The following is a 17,700-nucleotide window of genomic DNA, read 5'->3' as shown; positions in this document are numbered from 1 at the left end:
ATGAGTATTGCGTAATATCAATGGTTAAATCCTGATGGGTTTCAAAAAAGCATCAGCCTAATTGTTAGCCATAAACTGCTGAGCGATACTCATAAAGGCTATCAATTGACCGTAAATCAAACCGAAAGCGGCGGCAATGACAAATAGACCGGTAAAAATATCTTTTTGTAACTTATTCATCTGGCTATCCTCGCTCACTGTAAATCCAGACAGAATAATCAATTTACGAGTAAATTCCGTGACAAACAGGTGACAGTTTTATGACAGATTGACAGGATTGCTGAAAAGATGCTCACTGTGATGCATGGCTGCGCTTACCCTAATATCTCTTATCGTCCACTCCACTCAATAATAATTACCCTATTTTCAATATTTACTGATTCCTTGCGTTAGATATTGCTTACTGAGGCGGTTGTACAAACTAATTGAATTATGAAATCAATTAGGCAAATAAATTAATGTGAAGCTCGTCACAAAAATAATAGACGAGTATTGACTAAGCTGATATTCTTCTATTCAGCCTACTAAGACCAAAAACAAATAGTGGGGGTTAAAGTTGTTGTTTATTTAGGGCATTATAATGAAGAAGATATTTTGTTCTGCTGTACTCTTTTCGACTCTATTCGGGATGAATGCCACGCAGGCTGCCGTTATTGATTTCGATGTCGACCCAAGTTCCCATTTTGGAAATGGCAATCCTTACCAAGAGGATGGCTTCCAGATATCCAACAGTAAAAATAACCATGATGGCCTCGTGTTCTGGGGTAACAATATAGGTAACTGGTGGTCTCAACATAATGCCGACCCGGGAGGCAATACCCTTAGCCACAATTATGGCGGCTCAACGATGACCTTCACAAAAATCGGCGGAGGTCTGTTTGATTTTAATTCCATTGATTTAGCGGATGTCTACAACAACGGGGCAACAGAAGATGTTCAATTTAATTTCCTGTTTGGTGATTCTTCAACTCTTCAAACCACTGTTACCCTGGATAATCTGGTAGGCTTGCAAACTTTCACATTTAATCAATTCGGCCTTTCACAGGTTTCCTGGACGCCTCTGACTACACCCGGGCCATTCCTGCAACTGGATAACATCGTTGTTGATGCCTCAGTGTCTCAAGTTCCGATTCCTGCGGCTGTCTGGCTGTTTGGTTCGGGCCTGGCCGGATTGCTGGGTTTTAATCGCAAACGCGCTCAAGCTGCAGCATAACGTTATTGCCGCACCATATACCTGCCTGCCGGGTAAGCCGCAGGCGGTTTTTTATGGTCTTCCCTGTCCGCTGAAGCTGGCGCCTATCCACAATCCTTCAATTTGGCGCCACCCATGGCCCGTCATCCAGCGGCAGGTCATGGCCGGCCCAAGAGTGGCTGCAATACTGCCAATGCCATTTCCGGTAGATATCGACCGAACACTCGGGCGCGCTTTCTGTATGTTCTCCCAGGCCGTAACGATAACGTATTAAACATCGAATCGAGTACAGATAAAAAAAGTGATGAAATACCGGCTGAGCTGTCTAAACGGCTTGTTGAATGAGCCGATTGATTCAGCGCGTTCTGGCTGCCGGATTACCTAGGGTTATAACGAATATTCAATACCAGGAGAAGAAAAATGCCTAAATTCATTGCAAAAAGTGTGTTGATTTTCATCGTTTCGGCGACTTCGTTTGCCGGGCCGGCAGATAGCGAAACGAATCAAATGCTGGAGGAAAGCCGCAACATCGCAAAGGAATTCATGCAGACATTGGGCGGCACTTTGAAAAAACAGTTGGAAGCCGGCAACGCGGAAAGCGCGATCGGCATCTGCAAGCGTATCGCGCCGAAGATCGCGGCCGGCTATTCGAAAGACGGCCGGGTGGTCAAGCGCGTCTCCCTGAAGAACCGCAATCCGTTAGTAGGATTGCCGGATGAATGGGAGCGACAAGTCCTGGAAGATTTCGACAGAGAATTTCACGATGGCAAGCCTGCCGCCGAGATAGAAAAGATCGCCATCGTTCAGGCGCCTGAGGGGCGCTGGTTCCGGTATATGAAAGCGATACCGACCCAGCCGATGTGCCTACAATGCCACGGAGCGCCGAACGACATCCCGGCAGGCGTGAAGGCGGTACTGGCGAAGGAATATCCGGAAGACAAGGCGACCGGTTACAAGGCCGGCGAGATACGCGGCGCCATATCGATCAAGCGGCGCATGTAGTTATAGGCCGCTTCGTGCAGATAATCTTGCCGCCAACAGGATAAGCGCATCAATTGCCGTCGATGCGCTTTCTGACACTGGACCAGGCCATTCAATCAAGACAGCCTGGTCATCAAGCCAAGTGATACGGGCGTAATGAATGCCGTTCCCCCGGCATCAGTCAGCCTGGGGTTTCGGGGTTTTGGCGGTAGAAGCGGGAAGCACCGGGTAATGCACGTCAGGCTTCTTGCCGGTGAGACTGTCCAGAAAGGCGACGATGCTGTTTGCCTCCTGGTCAGTCAAGTTGATGCCCAGCTGGGTTTCTCCCATGATTTTGACCGCCTCGTTCAGATCCCATACCGCGCCGTTATGAAAATAAGGGCCGGTTTCGGCGACGTTCCTGAGCAACGGTACCTTGACCATCCCGCTGGCATCCCCTACGAAATCGCCCAGGCTGGCGTATTTATAGGGTTTGACGGCAGGGAATTTTTGCAGGGAGCCGCCGCCTATACCCACGCCGTTGTGGCACGATGTGCAGCCTTTGTCGATGAAGACTTTAAGGCCTTCTTTCTCTTTGGCGTTCAAGGCGTCGTCGTCGCCGTGCATAAAGGCGTCAAACCGGGAGGGGGTGACCAGCGTGCGTTCAAACGCGCCGATCGTTTTACCGATATTTTCCAGCGTCACTGGATTTTGCTGCCCGGGAAAGACTCTCCGGAAGCTATTCACATAATCAGGGATAGAGGAAATGCGCTCCACAGCCAGTCCCGCCGGCATGGCCATTTCCGGACCCGCTTCAATAGGGCCTGTAGCCTGTTCTTCCAGACTCGGGCTTCGCCCGTCCCAGAACTGCTTGACATTGAAGACCGAGTTATAGACGGTCGGCGAGTTGAGGTGATGGGGATTATGCTGCCATTTATGGCCGATGGCCGCAGGAATGCCGTCAACACCGCCCATGGCCAGGTTGTGACAGGTGTTGCAGCTGATCAGGCTGCTCTTGGAGAGTCTGGGATCAAAATAGAGCTTTTTGCCCAGTTCAAGCTTATCCTTGTTGATCGGATTGTCGGGATTGTCTATCAGCTTGAAGAGTTCGGCATGGTTTTGCGGGATAGGCTTAAGGCCCGCATCGCTTGCTTTCTTAACCAGATCCTCTGCTGCAACGGCATTGACGCTGAGTCCAAAAAGAATTAAGGCTGCGCTCTTGAGTAATTTCATGGTGCTCTCCCTTGTGTTGAGGTTAAAGTGTTTGATCAATTCTTGCGGCGCTGGTTCAGATGGCAAAATTCGATGAAGCGATCCAGGTCGTCACTCTGACGGCAACTAGGCTTAATGCTTGCGGCCGCCCTCCGGCACGCTGGCGACGATATTCATATGGGTGGCAATATCGACGCCCGGATCGACCAGAATCCGTTCGCCGCCATGCTGAAAGGCAAATCTTTTTAAGGCCTTGAGCTCCAGAAAATAGCCGGGGCAGCTGGCTCCCGGCTCAAGTTCCTCGGGCATCATCGCATTGCAGCGAGGATCAGAGACAGGGCGCGGATCAGTGCTCTGGTCCGTGATCCAGTGAAAATGCGCATAGCTGCCGGGTTGCGGGATATCGTTGCGGCTGTCTACCAGCCAGACGGGATGGTCCGCATTATGGTAGAGAAACGTGGCCTGTCCGGGTTTGCCATGCAGGAACCAGCCGATCACGCAGTCGCGGGAGGGCGTATCCTCACCGCAATGATGCGCCACAGGATAGCCTTCGGGCGTGACCTCGCCGGTGAAGACAATATACAGAAAGCCAAGAATTTCGCCGTTATCCAGCAATTGGCTCTGCTGGTGGCTGTCAATATGGTTACCGAACAGAAAAGAGAATGCCGAAGCATGATCGTCCTTCCAGCCCGGCTCAGTGGCCCATGCAAAACCTGAAAACGGATTAAGCATCATAATGATTGCAAAGTACAAGCTTACTCTTTTCGTATACATGGCAGACCTCTTCTCTAGGGTGGAGCACGACCTGTGAGCCCTCCGGTTTATTGGTGCCGGGGCTGCTCTTCAGTTGTGCAGGAAATCTGATCGTATGGAGTTTTTTATCTGCTCTATTTTATTGAAAAGGATAAGCCTGAGAACGCAATTTAAGTATCTGTTGATATCGATGGCCCGTTCTTTCCGGCCGAGAGCGGGGGCGTACCAACTATGAATGCCCCGATTACAACGCCTTGATCGGCTGGAGCCTGTGGCTCGTGGAACACTTGAGCCATGCCGCATGATAGAATATAGCTTGGGTTTACAGCATCACTACTAATGGGCCTGCCCCATCCTATGCAATTAATAACGATATGAATGATATTGACTTAAACGATAAAGACTTTATTTGTTACTGCAGCGGCACAACCAAAGAGAAAATCAAGGAGCTTATTAATAATGGCATCGACGATCTGGACAGCATATCGAAGCTGACCGGCGCATGCGCAGGCTGCGGTTCCTGTGAAACGGCTGTGTCGGAATTGATCGCCGAATATAGTCAGAGTGGTGTTTTACAGACCGATGAGGTTCTTCAGAGTTAGCAATTATGCTGTGCTGAGCATGATGAAGCGCATCGCTCGCGATTGATGCGCCTCCTTACGTCGGCAATATCCTATGAAATGGTATCAGTTTATCGGACGTGGCCGCAGGTGAATAACTCGAACGATGCGGTTCATGCCTCACCGCCTCCTACCGCGCTTAAAACTTGCTCCGCAGGAATATCTACTTGAAAACGTCCGTTAGTGAAGCAGGGCGGTTTCGCGCAGCAAACCGCCATTTCAAGCTGTTTGGAACAACTTATGGAAAGCCGCATCCATTGACTTTCTACAACTTAAATGTAGCTGTTACGAGAAAGCCAATTTCTCACAAATAAATTCTGTTTTCTTATAAGCTCGGGGTCTCCCCTACCAAACGAAACTAACTCATCTATTTCAGAAAAATCAGCAAGAAGGGAGCATATATTTTTTTTCAACCAATCGGGAAGCGTCTCCCAAAGTTCATCTATATTCGATTCATCAAATAAACCTATGACTATCGATACCACTTCTCCAGAGGTGTAAAGTCCATTAGCGTGATTTTCAAGTAGCTCTTCTATTTCACTTTTAGTCTGTGAAAAACTCATCTTACTGACCTCCCCTCATCTTGAAGACAAGTTGATCTGCTATGTCCCAAGCTTGCTCATGAAGATTTCCAGCAAGACCGCCTTGACGCCTTGTAGCAATTAGTTTGTTTAGTTCTCGAGCTTGCATAGCTCCTCTCTCTGCAAAAATATTTCTCAGTGCATTTAGCTCATGCATTTCATGCGCAATGTGAGCTACTATTGACTCATCACTATTTAAGATATTGGCGTTGAACCTAACAGGAATCTTGCCAGTCGTTTCGTGAAGAAAATCATCCCATTCAACCCAATCATCTGGTTTGTAGTCTCTCAAGCGATAAAAATATTCCGCATCTGCGTCTGTTCGAGTCCAGTTTTTCATAAACCCGATAGTTATATCGTCGCCGATTTCAACACCATATGATCGAGCAAGATTAACCGCTTCCTGTTGAGTTCTAATGACACCGTCTGCATTCGAATTATATGGTGCCAGTCTTGGGGCTTCTGCTGCTCCACCAAGCACTGCCCTTTTCTTGTTTGGATCTATATTATCACCAGCGGCTTGTTCATCTAAAGCCACTTTCTTGTCTGTGTTTTTTTCGGGAATTGCGCTACTTTCGTTAGTAGATTTTCCCAAGACACCATCACGCCCCTGTCTTTCCCTCATAGCTTTCATTTCCGAAGGCGCCACTGCCGACGATGATTGAGATAAACTATTCGGAGCGGTTTTGTCGCTTACCAGTTTGGGATTCCGTTTCAGATCGTCCCAGTTCCTTTCAAGCCAGACAATAAACCCATCCGGCAGTTTACTGTTACGCAGCAGCGCGGAGACTTCGGCCAGCGTTGCGTCGGCGGCAGCGCCGGTGCCGCCGCTGAGGATGGTCCGGCCTGTCGATGCCGCGGCCCGGCTGGCGCTAACCGCGCCGTTCTTGAGCACATACGCCAGAAGACCCTGGAGTATCAGACGGAATAAAATGCCCGCCGCCCGGGCCATATCTTCAGCCGCCCTGTCGATTTCGAAGGGCGGGTAACGATGTTCCGGCGCATGCCAGGCACAGCGGATGGCGCGCCTGAGAACGCCTGTCAACTCACCCATGCCCTGGCCGATGGCGGCCGCAAGAAAGCCCAGACCCATCCAGGCAAGCAGCGCAGTGCCGGCTTCCAGGCCTAATTCGCCGCCGACTATCGCGCCGGGCGCGGCGCCTACGCCGCCGAGAAAGAAGCCGACAGCCGCGCCGGTGCTGGCGCCCGCCATGGCGCTGATGCCGAGCGCCGCCAGCATCTGCAGGAGGCCGGGCAGTAAACCGTCAATAATCTGATCCAATTGGCAGCCGGTTTCCCGGTAAACCGCCGCAGGCGCCAGGCGCAGAGCCCGAGTATAGGCTTGGACGACAGCCCGCACCCGTTCGGTAAGATCCGGAGCGCGGATCTCCTGCGGCGTCAGGTAGCGTGCCGCCGGCGAGTCGGGATGGGGCAGATCTTGCCAGCCAGAACTGCTGGATTGAAGAAAAGGATCAGCGCTGGTGAAGCAGCCGGGGCCGCCTCCGCCGGCAGGCGCATTGGGATGACAGCGTTGCTGCTGCCAGGCATCGTAAGGGGTTTTGGGGAAATCATTGGCCATGGAAGTCCTTCTCACTGACGGGTGTTGCGACTAACTGCTGAACAGAGCTGGCGCTATAAAATACCGCTGCCAGACGCACAGCTTGCGTGCGAACTCTAACACAGGAGTTATATCCAGACAAACATTCTGCACATCTTGACTGTTAGAATGAATGTATACCAGCAATATCGCTCAGGGGCCTACACAACCTCATTCCAGCCCATAATCTCCACCCCGTAACCAACCCGTCATCAAACCGTTAACTTCCTGTAACAATGAAAGCGTATGTTAGCGCCATCACAACTTTATTATGGTCGTTATCATGTCAATACACTATCGATCAGTCTGGATTTCAGATACGCACCTGGGGACTAAAGGCTGTAAAGCCGAGCAGTTGCGGGATTTTCTCGCTCATGTCGACTGCGAAACGTTATATCTGGTCGGCGATATCATCGATTTGTGGAAATTCAGGAGCGGTTTTTACTGGCCGACCCTGCACAGTGAAATCGTGCAACTGGTGCTGAGCAAGGCGCAGCAGGGCACGCGCGTGATTTATATCCCCGGCAATCACGACGAACAATTCCGCAAACATGCCGGCATGCATTTCAACGGCGTCGACATTCGGCTCAATGCCGTGCATGAAACGCGGGACGGGCATCAGTTTCTGGTGTTGCACGGCGACGAATTCGACAGCATCGTCTGCCATAACAAGAGCCTGGCTTATATAGGCGGCGAAGCGTATGAGGTATTGCTGGTCGTCAACCGCTGGTTCAACAATATCCGCTCGATGCTGGGCTACGGCCACTGGTCACTGTCGGCGTTTTTGAAAAATAAGGTCAAAAACATCGTCAGCTTTCTGGATAACTATCAGCACGTCCTGAGCCTGGAAGCGCAGAAACGGCACGTTGACGGCATCATTTGCGGCCACATCCACCATGCCGATATCAGGCAAATGGAGTTCGGCAAAACCTACTGCAATTGCGGCGACTGGGTGGAAAGCTGCACAGCCCTGGTCGAGCATGACAGCGGCCGGCTGGCGCTGGTCAGCTGGCAGGAAGAAGGCCAGACGCTGCTTGAGCGGGAAGGAACACTCGCACCGGCTTATGCGCGGGCGGCTTGATCCGTGCTCAGAAAATCTCTCTTGATGACGACCGGCAGTGTCGTCTTTGTGGTGGGAATGATCCTGTTCCCGCTGCCGGTTCCGTTCGGCTTGCCGACCATGATAGTCGGTCTCTCTATCATGCTCAAAGCCTCCAATGATGTGAAACGATTGATCATTCGGCTGTTTAAACTTCACCCTCGGACAGAAAAACTGTGGCGCAATGCCCGCTCGTTGCGCCGCTTGTCGCCTCTCAAATCGATCGGCAATAAATTCTGAATACAGCCGCGCACAGAGGCTAGAATTCATTGCCGGCGCTTATCTTCTCCAGGAGCACTGCTGCCTTTCCGTGCAAACCGGCAGTAGCTCCTTCCGGAGGACATGGCTGCGCAAAATGGCCGGCCTCCACTACGGTTAAATCCAAGGCCCATGCTCGCGCTGGTGCGAACTCACTTGAGCTCCGTAGGCATCCACAACCAACTGCGGAAATACGATGCTGATGCTAAGTGAGCGTTTCGGGCCAAATACCCTGAAGGGCACAAGTGAATTCGACCCTACTCAGCCGCATCTGTCATAAAGCCAACGCATCTTGAATCAAATGCCGTCGGCACTTTCACAAAAATGTCATTTTCCTGTCATGCAATGTTCACGGACCGGACACATAACTGACATGTTGACCGCTTATTGTAACGCTGTCTTTTATTTCACCCGTTGATGACACATGAAAAATATAGATGCAGCAGTACAAATTAAGCCGGCCAGGCGATTGGAATGTTTCGTTACCCGTTCAGAGGAGTTGATAAGGCAAGCCCAGGTTTTGCGCTATCGGGTGTTTGCCGGGGAAATGGGCGCCAGACTCAAGTCCGCATCGGAAGGGATCGATCATGATGAAGTGGATGACTACTGCGAGCATTTGGTGGTATTCGATAACGTCAATAACAAAATCGTCGGCTACACGCGCCTGCTGAATCAATATCAGGCCCAGCGGCTGGGCCGGTTTTATTCGGAAAGCGAATTCGATCTGGATCAGGTCCTGACATTGCCCGGCCGTTTCCTGGAAATCGGACGAACCTGCGTCGATCCGGATTATCGCGGCAGCGCGGTATTGACCACGCTGTGGACTGGACTGGTGCAATATGCGCTGGAAGGCGGCTTTAACTATCTGCTAGGCTGCGCCAGCATCACACCCGGCCCCAGCGGTTTTGCCGTCGATGCGGTTTACCGCAGTATCGATGCCAGAAACAAGGCGTCGGTTTTAATGCAGGTTCGCCCTAATGTGCCAGTCCCGGCGCACTTGCGGTGCGAGCGCGATGAATCGGGTATTCCGCCGTTGCTGAAAGCCTACTTGCGCTTCGGCGCGCTGGTCTGCGGCGAGCCGTGCTGGGACGAGGACTTCAATTGCATGGATTTATTCATGCTGCTGCCGCTGGATCAGTTGCAGGCGCGTTACAGCAAACATTATATGAGAGATTATCAAGAGACTCATGGCGATTGTTGTGCGGCTGTGCTATAGGCTTTTCCTGATCATTCTGCTATTCGGTTATGGGCTGATCATTGCCGCGGGCATTTTTCCAGTCGTCAACTGGCTGTGCCCGGTAGAGGACGCCGGAAACAGGCGCGATAAGCTGAAGATGCACTGGCTCAGACTGTTCAGCGATATTTTATGCCTGGACATAATCGTTGAAGGCGACTTGCCCAGGCGCGGCGCTTTGCTGGTCTGCAATCATATCTCCTGGCTCGATATCATCGTGATCGGCCGCTATCTGCCGGCTTATTTCGTCGCCAAAAGCGACATTTCCGGCTGGCCCGTAATCGGTTATCTGGCCAGACAAGCCGGTACGGTCTTTATCCGGCGCGGCGACAAGCGGCATATCCAGGCAACAGCCAAAACTATGGCCGGATTGCTGAGGGACGGCCGCAACATCATAGCCTTCCCTGAAGGCACTACCACCTGCGGCGATGAAGTTCTGCATTTCCATTCGTCGCTATTTGAGCCGGCCCTGTCGACGCAGTCGGCAATTCAGCCGGCGGCGCTGCAATATCATGGCGAAGCCAGGCTGCAGGCGCCTTTTATTGGCGATGATGCGTTCGTGCCGCATTTGATCAGGATGCTGGCGCTGGATAAAATCGAAGTCCGGCTCAGTTTTCTGCCTGTTATTGAAGGTGTCGACAACACGCGTCATGCGGTCGGCATCGAGGCTAGAGACCGCATAGCACGGACGCTTGGCGTTCAGCATCCGATTGAGCCGTCGGCCATTGATGAAAAACCGCAAATTGCCGCCTGATGGGTACTATTAATTTTCCAGAGCTCGAACAGATCAACCGCATCATCGAGCAATTAGGAGACCGGGCGAATGTCGAGGTGGTGGAGCGGATTCAATACCGGGACTGCGAGTTCCCGATACATTGCATCACGCTCGGCTCAACCCGCCCCGACGCGCCCGCGCTGGCTTTGTTCGGCGGCGTGCATGGCCTGGAAAAAATCGGCTCCGAAATCATCCTGTCCTACCTGCAGAGTATCAGCCAGCTCATGGATTGGGATGAAGGGTTTCAGGCGCGCCTTGAAAGATCGCGGCTGGTATTCGTGCCTGTCGTGAATCCGGTCGGCGTCTGCTTCGGCACGCGCTGTAACGGCAACGGCGTCGATCTGATGCGCAATTCGCCTGTGGAAGGCGAAGGCGCCACGCGCATTTACAGCGGCCACCGGTTGACGCCGCGGCTGCCCTGGTACCGCGGCGATGTATTGAACATGGAGAAGGAAACCCGGGCGGTCTGCCGAGTTGTGGATCAGCAGTTGTTCAGCGCGCCGTTGTCCATCGCGCTGGATTTGCACTCGGGCTTCGGCATTCAGGATCGGTTGTGGTTTCCCTATGCCGGCTGTAAAACACCGTTTGCCTTCATCGCCGAAGCCCTGGCTTTAAAGGAACTGTTCGATCGCTGCTATCGGCATCATGTATACAAAATCGAGCCCATGTGCCGGGAATACGTGATCAACGGGGATTTATGGGATTATCTGTTCGACGGTTTCCGGCGAAAGTATGACGATCAGCGCCTCTTCATGCCGTTGACGCTGGAGATGGGCTCGTGGCTCTGGCTGCGTAAGAGCCCTCTTAATTTATTCTCGCGGCTGGGCTGGTTTCATCCGGTATTGCCGCATCGACAGCAACGCATTTTCCGCCGGCATTTCATGCTGTTCGACTTCCTGCACCGCAGCCTGCTTTATCCGAAGCACTGGACGCATTTGGATGAACAGGAAAAAGCTCTCTTTCGAAAAAAAGCGGTAAATCTCTGGTATGAATGAGCATCTGGGGCGAAACTGGATACTGTTGCGCGGGCTGAGCCGCGAATCGGCGCATTGGGGCGACTTTGTGCCCCTGCTGCAGGCGACTTTCCCTGATGCCAGAATAACGGCGCTGGATCTGCCCGGCACCGGACGTTACTACCGGGAAGTCAGCCCGGACACGATCAGCCAGATCACGCACAAGGTGCGCGCACAGGCGCAGCAGGCAGGGCTGCTGCAACAGCCGGCAACAGTGCTGGGATTGTCATTGGGCGCGATGGTCGCCTTCGAGTGGATGCTGACGTACCCGGGCGATATCTGCGGCGCGACGCTGATCAATACCAGTTTCGCCGGTTTGAGTCCTTTCTATCAGCGGTTGCGCTGGCAGAGCCTGGGCAGGCTGGCTTCGCTGCTTCTGAAGAGCAATCTGCGCGAGCGCGAGTCGGCGATCCTGGCTTTGGTCAGCAACCGCGCCAGAAATGAATGGACGGTTACGGCCTGGGAAAAAATACAGCAAGAGCGACCGGTCAGCCTGAAAAACAGCTGGCGCCAGATCCGGGCTGCCGCCAGCTATCGGCCCTGCGGCCTGCGGCCCGAGCAATCGGTTTTATTGCTGAATGCCTGGGGCGACCGCTTGGTAGCACCGGAGTGTTCGGTCGATATCTACCGAAAATGGCGCTGGCAGTATTGCAGCCACCCTTGGGCCGGCCATGACCTGCCGCTGGATGACGGAGCCTGGGTGGTGTCGCAATTGCGGGAGTGGGTGGCGCCAAATTGAAAAATTGTGGATGGGCGCCAGCTTCAGCGGACAGGAAAGACCATAAAAAAACCGCCTGCGGCTTACCCGGCAGGCGATTATCTTGTACGGCAATAGCGTTATGCTGCAGCTTGAGCGCGCTTGCGATTAAAGCCCATCAGCCCGACCAGGCCGGAACCAAACAGCCAGACAGCCGCAGGAACGGGCACAGCAGAAACATTGCTATCTCGCACGTACCATGTCTCCCAGACTGAATGCAATTGCCCTATATCCAGGCCATTGGTTATAAAACCCAAGGCGGCGTCATTTAAGTCCACATGTGAGAAATTGCCCCAGTATTCAGACGCGAACCGATAAGATGAGTGATCAGTCCAGGTAGAGGCCGAAACGGCAGCGCCGCCAATAATAAAGTCAGTCCAATCGGGTCTAGCTGCCCATTCATTAACTGTTGCGTATCGCCAGCCTTCGCTAGCCCTGAATTCTGGAGCCGCTATATTACCAGCGCCCCATTCATTAGTGGCAATTGGGCCAGCATAAACCCAATCTAAACCATTAAAGTTTAAAAGTATATTTTCATCTGGAATAGGAGTTGATGCGTCTATAATCGCTGCATTTGCAGCGTTAACCCCGAACAGAGCAGAGCAAAGCGCAGCAGCACAAAAAAGTTTTTTCATTATAATTCTCTGAATAAAAAATTTCTAACTCCCACTATTTGTTCTCATTCTTAGTGGATAAACAGTAGACTATCAGTTTCAGTCAAGTCCGTCACTACCTTTTTGCGACGAGCCTCACAAAAATAATTTAACCTCAATTCAGTTTAAGCCTCATGAAGAAAGGCTAGTCGATCGGCCCAGTATGTCTGTAGCTGCGAATTTATTTGCACTGCCTGTATATCTCGGATGCCCCGTGTCGAATACCCTAAAAGGTCATCAGTGAATTCGGCCCTACAAAGGCGCAATATCAGCTATCTAAGAATAATGGCGCATGAAGAAGGCGGCCGGCCAAACAACACGTAATGAACATCGGTAGTCAGGCCGGTGCTGGGCGCTGTGGCCTTGTTGACCGCCCAGCCGAAAGCGGCGAACAAGTTACCTGGATCCGACCTGGACGGCGTTGCCTGCCGAATCGTCACATAATCTCCGTAACGGGTTGTGCCGGCATTGCTGCCTGTCGTGCTATAGGCGATGAAATCACCCCAAAATCCGACCACATGGTTTTCGTAGTATTTGCTATTCCCCCCATATTCGAACGAAAGACCCACTTCGCCTGTGCAGGCATTGGTCGCCAGTGCCGGATAAGCGAACGCATAATCATTATTCCAGATCTGCACTTGCCTGACCTTTTTGAAGTCATTGTTTCGGTCGAATGTGACCATCTCCACGTGTGCCTGCTTGAACCTGCTGTCCGTCCCCGCGCTCCAGGCGAACCAGAGTTGATTGCCTACTCGTGTAGAGCCGATTACGCCATTTTTTGGAAATGAATTACCTCCAGGCCCGTTAAAGTTCTTAGCCAACCAATCACGCCCATCCGGCGTCAATGAGGTCGGTGCATTATTGGCCCAGCTGGAAATGCCGCGGTCGCGCCAGAAGTAAGTATTTGAGTTTTCCTTTAGCGAAAAAATCCGCATATTGCTGTTCTTGTTGTGTCCGGTCCAGAAAATCTCATCGCCTGTATTTTGCGTCAAATGACTGCCCCACGCCATCGAAGCTTTGGCGGGGTCCGTGTAGCCGATGGTGATCGTGCCAGCGCCTTGCAGGGAATTCGTTCCGATGAGCGGCACCCGCGCGATCTGCAACCCGCCTTTACCATTCCAGCTCAGATAAAGAAAATTGTTGCCGACGGATAAGTCCGGATAATCCAATCCGACGCCTGCCTCGCCAAAAACAGCTGGCGTGAGATTCCAGTAAGTCCAGGCAGTGCCGTTGCTATTGATGATGGCGCTTGGGCTGGCTATCGCCAAGCGATAGCCGGTCCCTTGAAGCAGCCAGACAAAGCGATCGATGCTCGGCACATATTGGACGATTTGGTCGCAACAGAACCCTATTGCGTCATCAGGGAAAATTTTCGTTGGGTCCAGCACTTTAAAGTTGATTCCATCCGTCGAATAGGCCGCGTTCCAGTTCGCCGTAGCAAAGACTACGCCTCCGCCGGTCACAGCACCACTCGGTTCCGCACAGGCGGCCAGGGAGTCTCCGCTGCAGCCAACACCGGCCGAAGTAAGGCCTAAGCCGCTGTTGAAGACAAAATCAATGGCCGGCGGCCCGCCGACGAGCGCTTTTTGATCATTTGCAACGCTGGGCATTGACCCAGGCGCTTTTTGAACATTGGTACCGCTGGGCACTGGCCCATCGAGCGGTATGGATGGACCTGTCGGCACTGTCCAGCCTTCTCGATTGACCTCAGCGCCAAATTTGGGAGGGCGGCTTGGGAACCTGCCGCCGGTTACAGAGGCGCTCTTCACAGTAACCGTTTTTAAATCGGCGCTGCCGGGCGCGGCTGGCGGGATAGTCAAGTCTTCATTCGCGGTAAAACAGTAGGTCGAAGACCCTCTGGTAGAAGCGGCAGAAGGCCCTGCGGTATAGGTTCCTTCCACAGTGAGCGTGTAGCTTCGGCCTGGGGCAAATGGCATACCGGCACCTGAGAAATTAGCGTTAAGAACCGCAGAGCGATTTGCCGGTATCGTGCCCAAGTTGCGGGGTAAAGCAGGTGAAGTTAAGTTGCCGCCATTCAGAGAGATCGAGGTGACTTTCACGTCCTTTGCATCGACCTTCCCTTCATTAACGATATTGACAGCCGACAAAAGCGAACCCGGGGATTCCAAGCTTACGCCTGGCGCTCTTGCTGACAGTTCCAAAGACGATGCCGCGCATTGCAAAGTAATGTTCAAAAAGCTGCCTGGACTTGATGCAAGCCGTACCGCAAGAATATTCCGGCTGCGGAGTGTCACGGGGCGAACGATGCTATTGCTCTGCCGGTTAAAATCGGACGGGCCAATGATCGGCGAGCCATTGAGGAATACCGAAGCACTGCTCACGCGATTACTGCCGTTAGCCGCTCCGTTAGCCACAACGATTTGGCATGGTGAATTGCCGCAGCGCGCGAAATTTTTTGTAATTGTCTCCGGTGCGCCTGTGGATCGCGTGAACTTTTGGGGGCCAAAAACAACAGTGTAGGGCGCAGCGTTGGCAGTAGCCAACATCAGAACCAGCGGCACCGTTAGAACGCAACGCTTTAAAAAACATATTGTTGCCATGACGAACTCCACAGATAAAGCGTTGTTCGCTAATCTGCGCCAAACAACGCAATAAACGGTTTAGCCTTCTATTTCGGCTTTCTTTTCCTGCGTATTGGCCTTTCCATCACTTTGCCCTTGAGGAAAAATGTTTTTTTAAAGTAGGGAGAAAACCGCCGCCGTCCCGGGGATTAAGCTTGTAAATTAGCGCCCTCTTTATCCACTTTCGGCTGCCATTTTTTATCAAGCTGAAAATAAGCCGTTGATAAAGCATTAACAAAATAATGGAAATTACTGCTAGCCAGTTCGGCACCCTGATTCCCACATCGTTATGCCTAGTGGCAACTGCTGATGCTGAGCCTAATCAGTTTCCGGTTACTCTACTAGTTATTATTCATATTTTTGATTGAATTTTCTATTCGTGCCATTACTGTCTGACTTAGCAGGTATTGGCTCGATTATTCGAATTATGTATTGAAAGATTGTCTAATCGCTTCCAGATCAGGCCCTGTCAAAGCGCATAAACATCTTATGGAATAACAGATCTTTTGTGAGTCATGATTATGAATCGAGCCCTAACTCACTCATGGAAAGGATCAATAGTTAAAGTTTCAGTGTAGAAACGCCCCTATAGGGGTGTTAAGTTTTATTACCTTGCTGTTCAGATACCTTCATACCAGTATTATCCAAAGATAAAAAAGTGAATAGCTGCTATGTGCCAATCAGAGACATTCAAGAATTTTAGCCCAATGGCGGCTGCAATACAGAAAGCTGTCGTTCAACCTTAATAAGGGGCACGCGTCTCTTTAACCGCTGTGCCAATTGTCAAAACAGCGTATAGGTCATTCGGCGCATTAGCGTCAGCGTAATGCGCCGAATGACCGAAGGCCAACATGCGGCGCAATACGGCTAGCGCCTATTGCGCCCTATAAATTGCGCCTTATCGCGTTTTTTATTCAAAAAGTAAACGCTTGATAAATCGCATAACATGTAAAAATCTGAACTTGAGTGCGCTGACAATTGTCACCGGTTGATCAAAACATGATCAACCAAGCGACCGTCGCACGACCCTTTGTGATCTATCGATCCATCTGACTCAAAGGCAACAATTTGATCATTAATGGCGATTATTTCTTATCACCGATGATAAACGGATAGGAAAATCATGTGTTAATCAATAAATTATCGTGCAAAAGACCATTTGCTGGTAGATATACGGTTAACAACTTAATAATCTGTTCGGCCGCCTAATTGCTCACCGTGAACTGTTTTATGCCCAACACCATGCCGGATGAATCGCCGACCGAGGAGGCCACCAATGGCAATTATTTTCGAACCGCCAGCAAATGAATTCGAACCAGAACATCGTGGTCTGTATCAACCGGAAACAGAAGCGCACGTCGGAGTGATCGTCCAAGGCAGCGTGAACACCTTCAACAACCTCAAAGGGGATGAGAGAGACTTTGTCGTTGAAACCTATGACGTGCGCCTATTAGTCGGCCCATTCTGGAAACACGTCAATAGCGTGGTCCCCAAGGTCACCATCGACGGGTTCAACAGCACCAGCCCGGATGAGGATAACTTCATGCAATGGGAGGTTAGGAACCTCACCTGGGACACCGTTGGCGAGTTTGGGCCAAACCAGGATGAGCTGCGGATACGACTCAAATTCAAGGTGGGTATCCAGGGAGAACACGCGCAGATCATCCGCTTGGGCTACTACCTTCTCGCCAGCGGCCGTGGGCTTGGGGAGGGCGGACTCGACGAACCGGGGCCCGTAAAGAAACAGGGATAGGTTTACTGTGAGGTTTCTCGACGCTGGAATGACACCGAACAAGGCGCTGCAGCAGACCGGGGCCGCAGTACGGCTTTTCGGGGTTCAAAGGTCACTCAGCGCCCCTGGCTGCTGAGCTGGATCGTTATCCGACATCCGACTACTTTCGGATTTACTACTGTCATACGCTAAAATCTTTGAATGTCGCGTAATGGCCGTTGGATGAGGTCGCCATTGGCTGCTTTGTAGCCTTCCAGATTCGCAGAATCTGGATTTGGCTAACTAGCCAGTTTGGAGAAACGCGACCGGCAGGAATGGGTCGATTTTTGCCTGTCTGATTGATTGGCCAAATCCGGCCCGTTGTTGTGTCATGCAGGATGTTGCCGGTGCAAAATATGCCTCTCACGATCAGAGCGTGCTTCACTATGTTCAACCCATTCCCTGACAGGAAATGATTGATTCAATGGAGTTTCAGCAAACGGAATAAGCGTTCGTACGAATAGCCATACGTCCTGTAAAACAGGTATATAGCCCTGACTCTTCAATGGTAACTGATTTTAATGTCACTAAACAACCACCCGCTCAAGCGGGTGGGTTCGAATAACGGACTGAAAGTCCGGATACGCGTCGACTAAACGACGCGTCTTAATCCGGCTCCATTTTAAAATTATCGTTTGGGTTA

The 17,700-nt window shown here is 51.6% G+C and carries 17 protein-coding genes; 10 read left to right on the top strand and 7 right to left on the bottom strand.

The features are described from left to right. Window positions 1-57: 57 nt before the first annotated feature. Window positions 58-180, bottom strand: coding sequence for a hypothetical protein (locus V2P20_RS17350; protein ID WP_331820515.1), 123 nt, complete (start codon window positions 178-180; stop codon window positions 58-60). Between the two features lie 400 nt (window positions 181-580). On the opposite strand from V2P20_RS17350, the gene V2P20_RS17345 reads away from it, so the two are divergent. Both V2P20_RS17345 and V2P20_RS17340 read left to right on the top strand, forming a co-directional pair. Further along, the gene (locus tag V2P20_RS17345) at window positions 581-1,213 is read left to right on the top strand and encodes a VPLPA-CTERM sorting domain-containing protein (RefSeq protein ID WP_331820513.1); all 633 of its coding nucleotides are present in this window, start codon (window positions 581-583) and stop codon (window positions 1,211-1,213) included. A gap of 399 nt (window positions 1,214-1,612) precedes the next feature. Then, entirely contained in the window at window positions 1,613-2,194 is a 582-nt protein-coding gene (locus tag V2P20_RS17340; RefSeq protein ID WP_331820512.1) for a DUF3365 domain-containing protein, read from the top strand. A 156-nt stretch (window positions 2,195-2,350) separates the two neighbouring features. Here the strand turns inward: V2P20_RS17340 and V2P20_RS17335 are convergent, their stop codons facing one another. Together V2P20_RS17335 and V2P20_RS17330 are read right to left on the bottom strand one after the other, a co-directional pair. Next, complete coding sequence (locus V2P20_RS17335; RefSeq protein ID WP_331820510.1) at window positions 2,351-3,385, bottom strand: cytochrome-c peroxidase; 1,035 nt, start codon at window positions 3,383-3,385, stop codon at window positions 2,351-2,353. A 111-nt stretch (window positions 3,386-3,496) separates the two neighbouring features. Beyond that, window positions 3,497-4,138, bottom strand: coding sequence for a hypothetical protein (locus tag V2P20_RS17330; RefSeq protein WP_331820508.1), 642 nt, complete (start codon window positions 4,136-4,138; stop codon window positions 3,497-3,499). A gap of 353 nt (window positions 4,139-4,491) precedes the next feature. Between V2P20_RS17330 and V2P20_RS17325 the strand changes: the two genes are divergently transcribed. Beyond that, on the top strand, window positions 4,492-4,719 hold the full coding sequence (locus V2P20_RS17325) for a (2Fe-2S)-binding protein (RefSeq protein WP_331820506.1): 228 nt from the start codon (window positions 4,492-4,494) through the stop codon (window positions 4,717-4,719). A gap of 290 nt (window positions 4,720-5,009) precedes the next feature. On the opposite strand, the gene V2P20_RS17320 is transcribed toward V2P20_RS17325, so the two are convergent. Together V2P20_RS17320 and V2P20_RS17315 are read right to left on the bottom strand one after the other, a co-directional pair. Then, window positions 5,010-5,300 (bottom strand): hypothetical protein, encoded by a 291-nt coding sequence (locus tag V2P20_RS17320; RefSeq protein ID WP_331820505.1) that lies wholly within the window; start codon window positions 5,298-5,300, stop codon window positions 5,010-5,012. Window position 5,301: 1 nt separating this feature from the next. Continuing rightward, window positions 5,302-6,897, bottom strand: coding sequence for a DUF6861 domain-containing protein (locus V2P20_RS17315; RefSeq protein WP_331820504.1), 1,596 nt, complete (start codon window positions 6,895-6,897; stop codon window positions 5,302-5,304). Window positions 6,898-7,198: 301 nt separating this feature from the next. Between V2P20_RS17315 and V2P20_RS17310 the strand changes: the two genes are divergently transcribed. From V2P20_RS17310 to V2P20_RS17285, 6 genes are all read left to right on the top strand, one after another. Beyond that, window positions 7,199-7,996 (top strand): UDP-2,3-diacylglucosamine diphosphatase, encoded by a 798-nt coding sequence (locus tag V2P20_RS17310; protein WP_331820503.1) that lies wholly within the window; start codon window positions 7,199-7,201, stop codon window positions 7,994-7,996. A gap of 3 nt (window positions 7,997-7,999) precedes the next feature. Then, entirely contained in the window at window positions 8,000-8,254 is a 255-nt protein-coding gene (locus tag V2P20_RS17305; RefSeq protein WP_331820502.1) for a hypothetical protein, read from the top strand. Window positions 8,255-8,696: 442 nt separating this feature from the next. Then, a complete protein-coding gene (locus V2P20_RS17300; RefSeq protein ID WP_331820500.1) occupies window positions 8,697-9,488 on the top strand; it encodes a GNAT family N-acetyltransferase in 792 nt (263 codons plus the stop codon). Next, window positions 9,460-10,260, top strand: a complete 801-nt coding sequence (locus tag V2P20_RS17295) for a lysophospholipid acyltransferase family protein (protein ID WP_331820499.1) — start codon at window positions 9,460-9,462, stop codon at window positions 10,258-10,260. The genes V2P20_RS17300 and V2P20_RS17295 overlap by 29 nt, the downstream gene beginning before the upstream one ends. Next, window positions 10,260-11,276: a M14 family zinc carboxypeptidase gene (locus V2P20_RS17290; protein WP_331820497.1), complete on the top strand. Its 1,017-nt coding sequence runs from the start codon at window positions 10,260-10,262 to the stop codon at window positions 11,274-11,276. Before V2P20_RS17295 ends, V2P20_RS17290 begins: the two co-directional genes overlap by 1 nt. Next, entirely contained in the window at window positions 11,269-12,033 is a 765-nt protein-coding gene (locus V2P20_RS17285) for an alpha/beta hydrolase (protein ID WP_331820495.1), read from the top strand. Before V2P20_RS17290 ends, V2P20_RS17285 begins: the two co-directional genes overlap by 8 nt. A 98-nt stretch (window positions 12,034-12,131) precedes the next feature. Here the strand turns inward: V2P20_RS17285 and V2P20_RS17280 are convergent, their stop codons facing one another. Together V2P20_RS17280 and V2P20_RS17275 are read right to left on the bottom strand one after the other, a co-directional pair. Further along, complete coding sequence (locus V2P20_RS17280; protein WP_331820493.1) at window positions 12,132-12,686, bottom strand: hypothetical protein; 555 nt, start codon at window positions 12,684-12,686, stop codon at window positions 12,132-12,134. A gap of 290 nt (window positions 12,687-12,976) precedes the next feature. Beyond that, complete coding sequence (locus V2P20_RS17275) at window positions 12,977-15,211, bottom strand: hypothetical protein (RefSeq protein ID WP_331820491.1); 2,235 nt, start codon at window positions 15,209-15,211, stop codon at window positions 12,977-12,979. 1,351 nt (window positions 15,212-16,562) lie between these two features. Between V2P20_RS17275 and V2P20_RS17270 the strand changes: the two genes are divergently transcribed. Further along, window positions 16,563-17,039 (top strand): hypothetical protein, encoded by a 477-nt coding sequence (locus V2P20_RS17270; protein ID WP_331820489.1) that lies wholly within the window; start codon window positions 16,563-16,565, stop codon window positions 17,037-17,039. Window positions 17,040-17,700 lie beyond the last annotated feature (661 nt).

The sequence above is a fragment of the Methylobacter sp. Wu1 genome (assembly GCF_036553575.1).
GTDB lineage: Bacteria > Pseudomonadota > Gammaproteobacteria > Methylococcales > Methylomonadaceae > Methylobacter.
This window is presented reverse-complemented; position numbering and strand designations above follow the sequence as displayed.

Excerpts from the sequence above, each read along its gene's own strand:
- V2P20_RS17350 (WP_331820515.1), bottom strand. The coding sequence starts at position 180 with ATGAATAAGTTACAAAAAGATATTTTTACCGGTCTATTTGTCATTGCC.
- V2P20_RS17345 (WP_331820513.1), top strand. The coding sequence starts at position 581 with ATGAAGAAGATATTTTGTTCTGCTGTACTCTTTTCGACTCTATTCGGG.
- V2P20_RS17340 (WP_331820512.1), top strand. The coding sequence starts at position 1,613 with ATGCCTAAATTCATTGCAAAAAGTGTGTTGATTTTCATCGTTTCGGCG.
- V2P20_RS17335 (WP_331820510.1), bottom strand. The coding sequence starts at position 3,385 with ATGAAATTACTCAAGAGCGCAGCCTTAATTCTTTTTGGACTCAGCGTC.
- V2P20_RS17330 (WP_331820508.1), bottom strand. The coding sequence starts at position 4,138 with ATGTATACGAAAAGAGTAAGCTTGTACTTTGCAATCATTATGATGCTT.
- V2P20_RS17325 (WP_331820506.1), top strand. The coding sequence starts at position 4,492 with ATGAATGATATTGACTTAAACGATAAAGACTTTATTTGTTACTGCAGC.
- V2P20_RS17320 (WP_331820505.1), bottom strand. The coding sequence starts at position 5,300 with ATGAGTTTTTCACAGACTAAAAGTGAAATAGAAGAGCTACTTGAAAAT.
- V2P20_RS17315 (WP_331820504.1), bottom strand. The coding sequence starts at position 6,897 with ATGGCCAATGATTTCCCCAAAACCCCTTACGATGCCTGGCAGCAGCAA.
- V2P20_RS17310 (WP_331820503.1), top strand. The coding sequence starts at position 7,199 with ATGTCAATACACTATCGATCAGTCTGGATTTCAGATACGCACCTGGGG.
- V2P20_RS17300 (WP_331820500.1), top strand. The coding sequence starts at position 8,697 with ATGAAAAATATAGATGCAGCAGTACAAATTAAGCCGGCCAGGCGATTG.
- V2P20_RS17295 (WP_331820499.1), top strand. The coding sequence starts at position 9,460 with ATGGCGATTGTTGTGCGGCTGTGCTATAGGCTTTTCCTGATCATTCTG.
- V2P20_RS17290 (WP_331820497.1), top strand. The coding sequence starts at position 10,260 with ATGGGTACTATTAATTTTCCAGAGCTCGAACAGATCAACCGCATCATC.
- V2P20_RS17285 (WP_331820495.1), top strand. The coding sequence starts at position 11,269 with ATGAATGAGCATCTGGGGCGAAACTGGATACTGTTGCGCGGGCTGAGC.
- V2P20_RS17280 (WP_331820493.1), bottom strand. The coding sequence starts at position 12,686 with ATGAAAAAACTTTTTTGTGCTGCTGCGCTTTGCTCTGCTCTGTTCGGG.
- V2P20_RS17275 (WP_331820491.1), bottom strand. The coding sequence starts at position 15,211 with ATGTTGGCTACTGCCAACGCTGCGCCCTACACTGTTGTTTTTGGCCCC.
- V2P20_RS17270 (WP_331820489.1), top strand. The coding sequence starts at position 16,563 with ATGGCAATTATTTTCGAACCGCCAGCAAATGAATTCGAACCAGAACAT.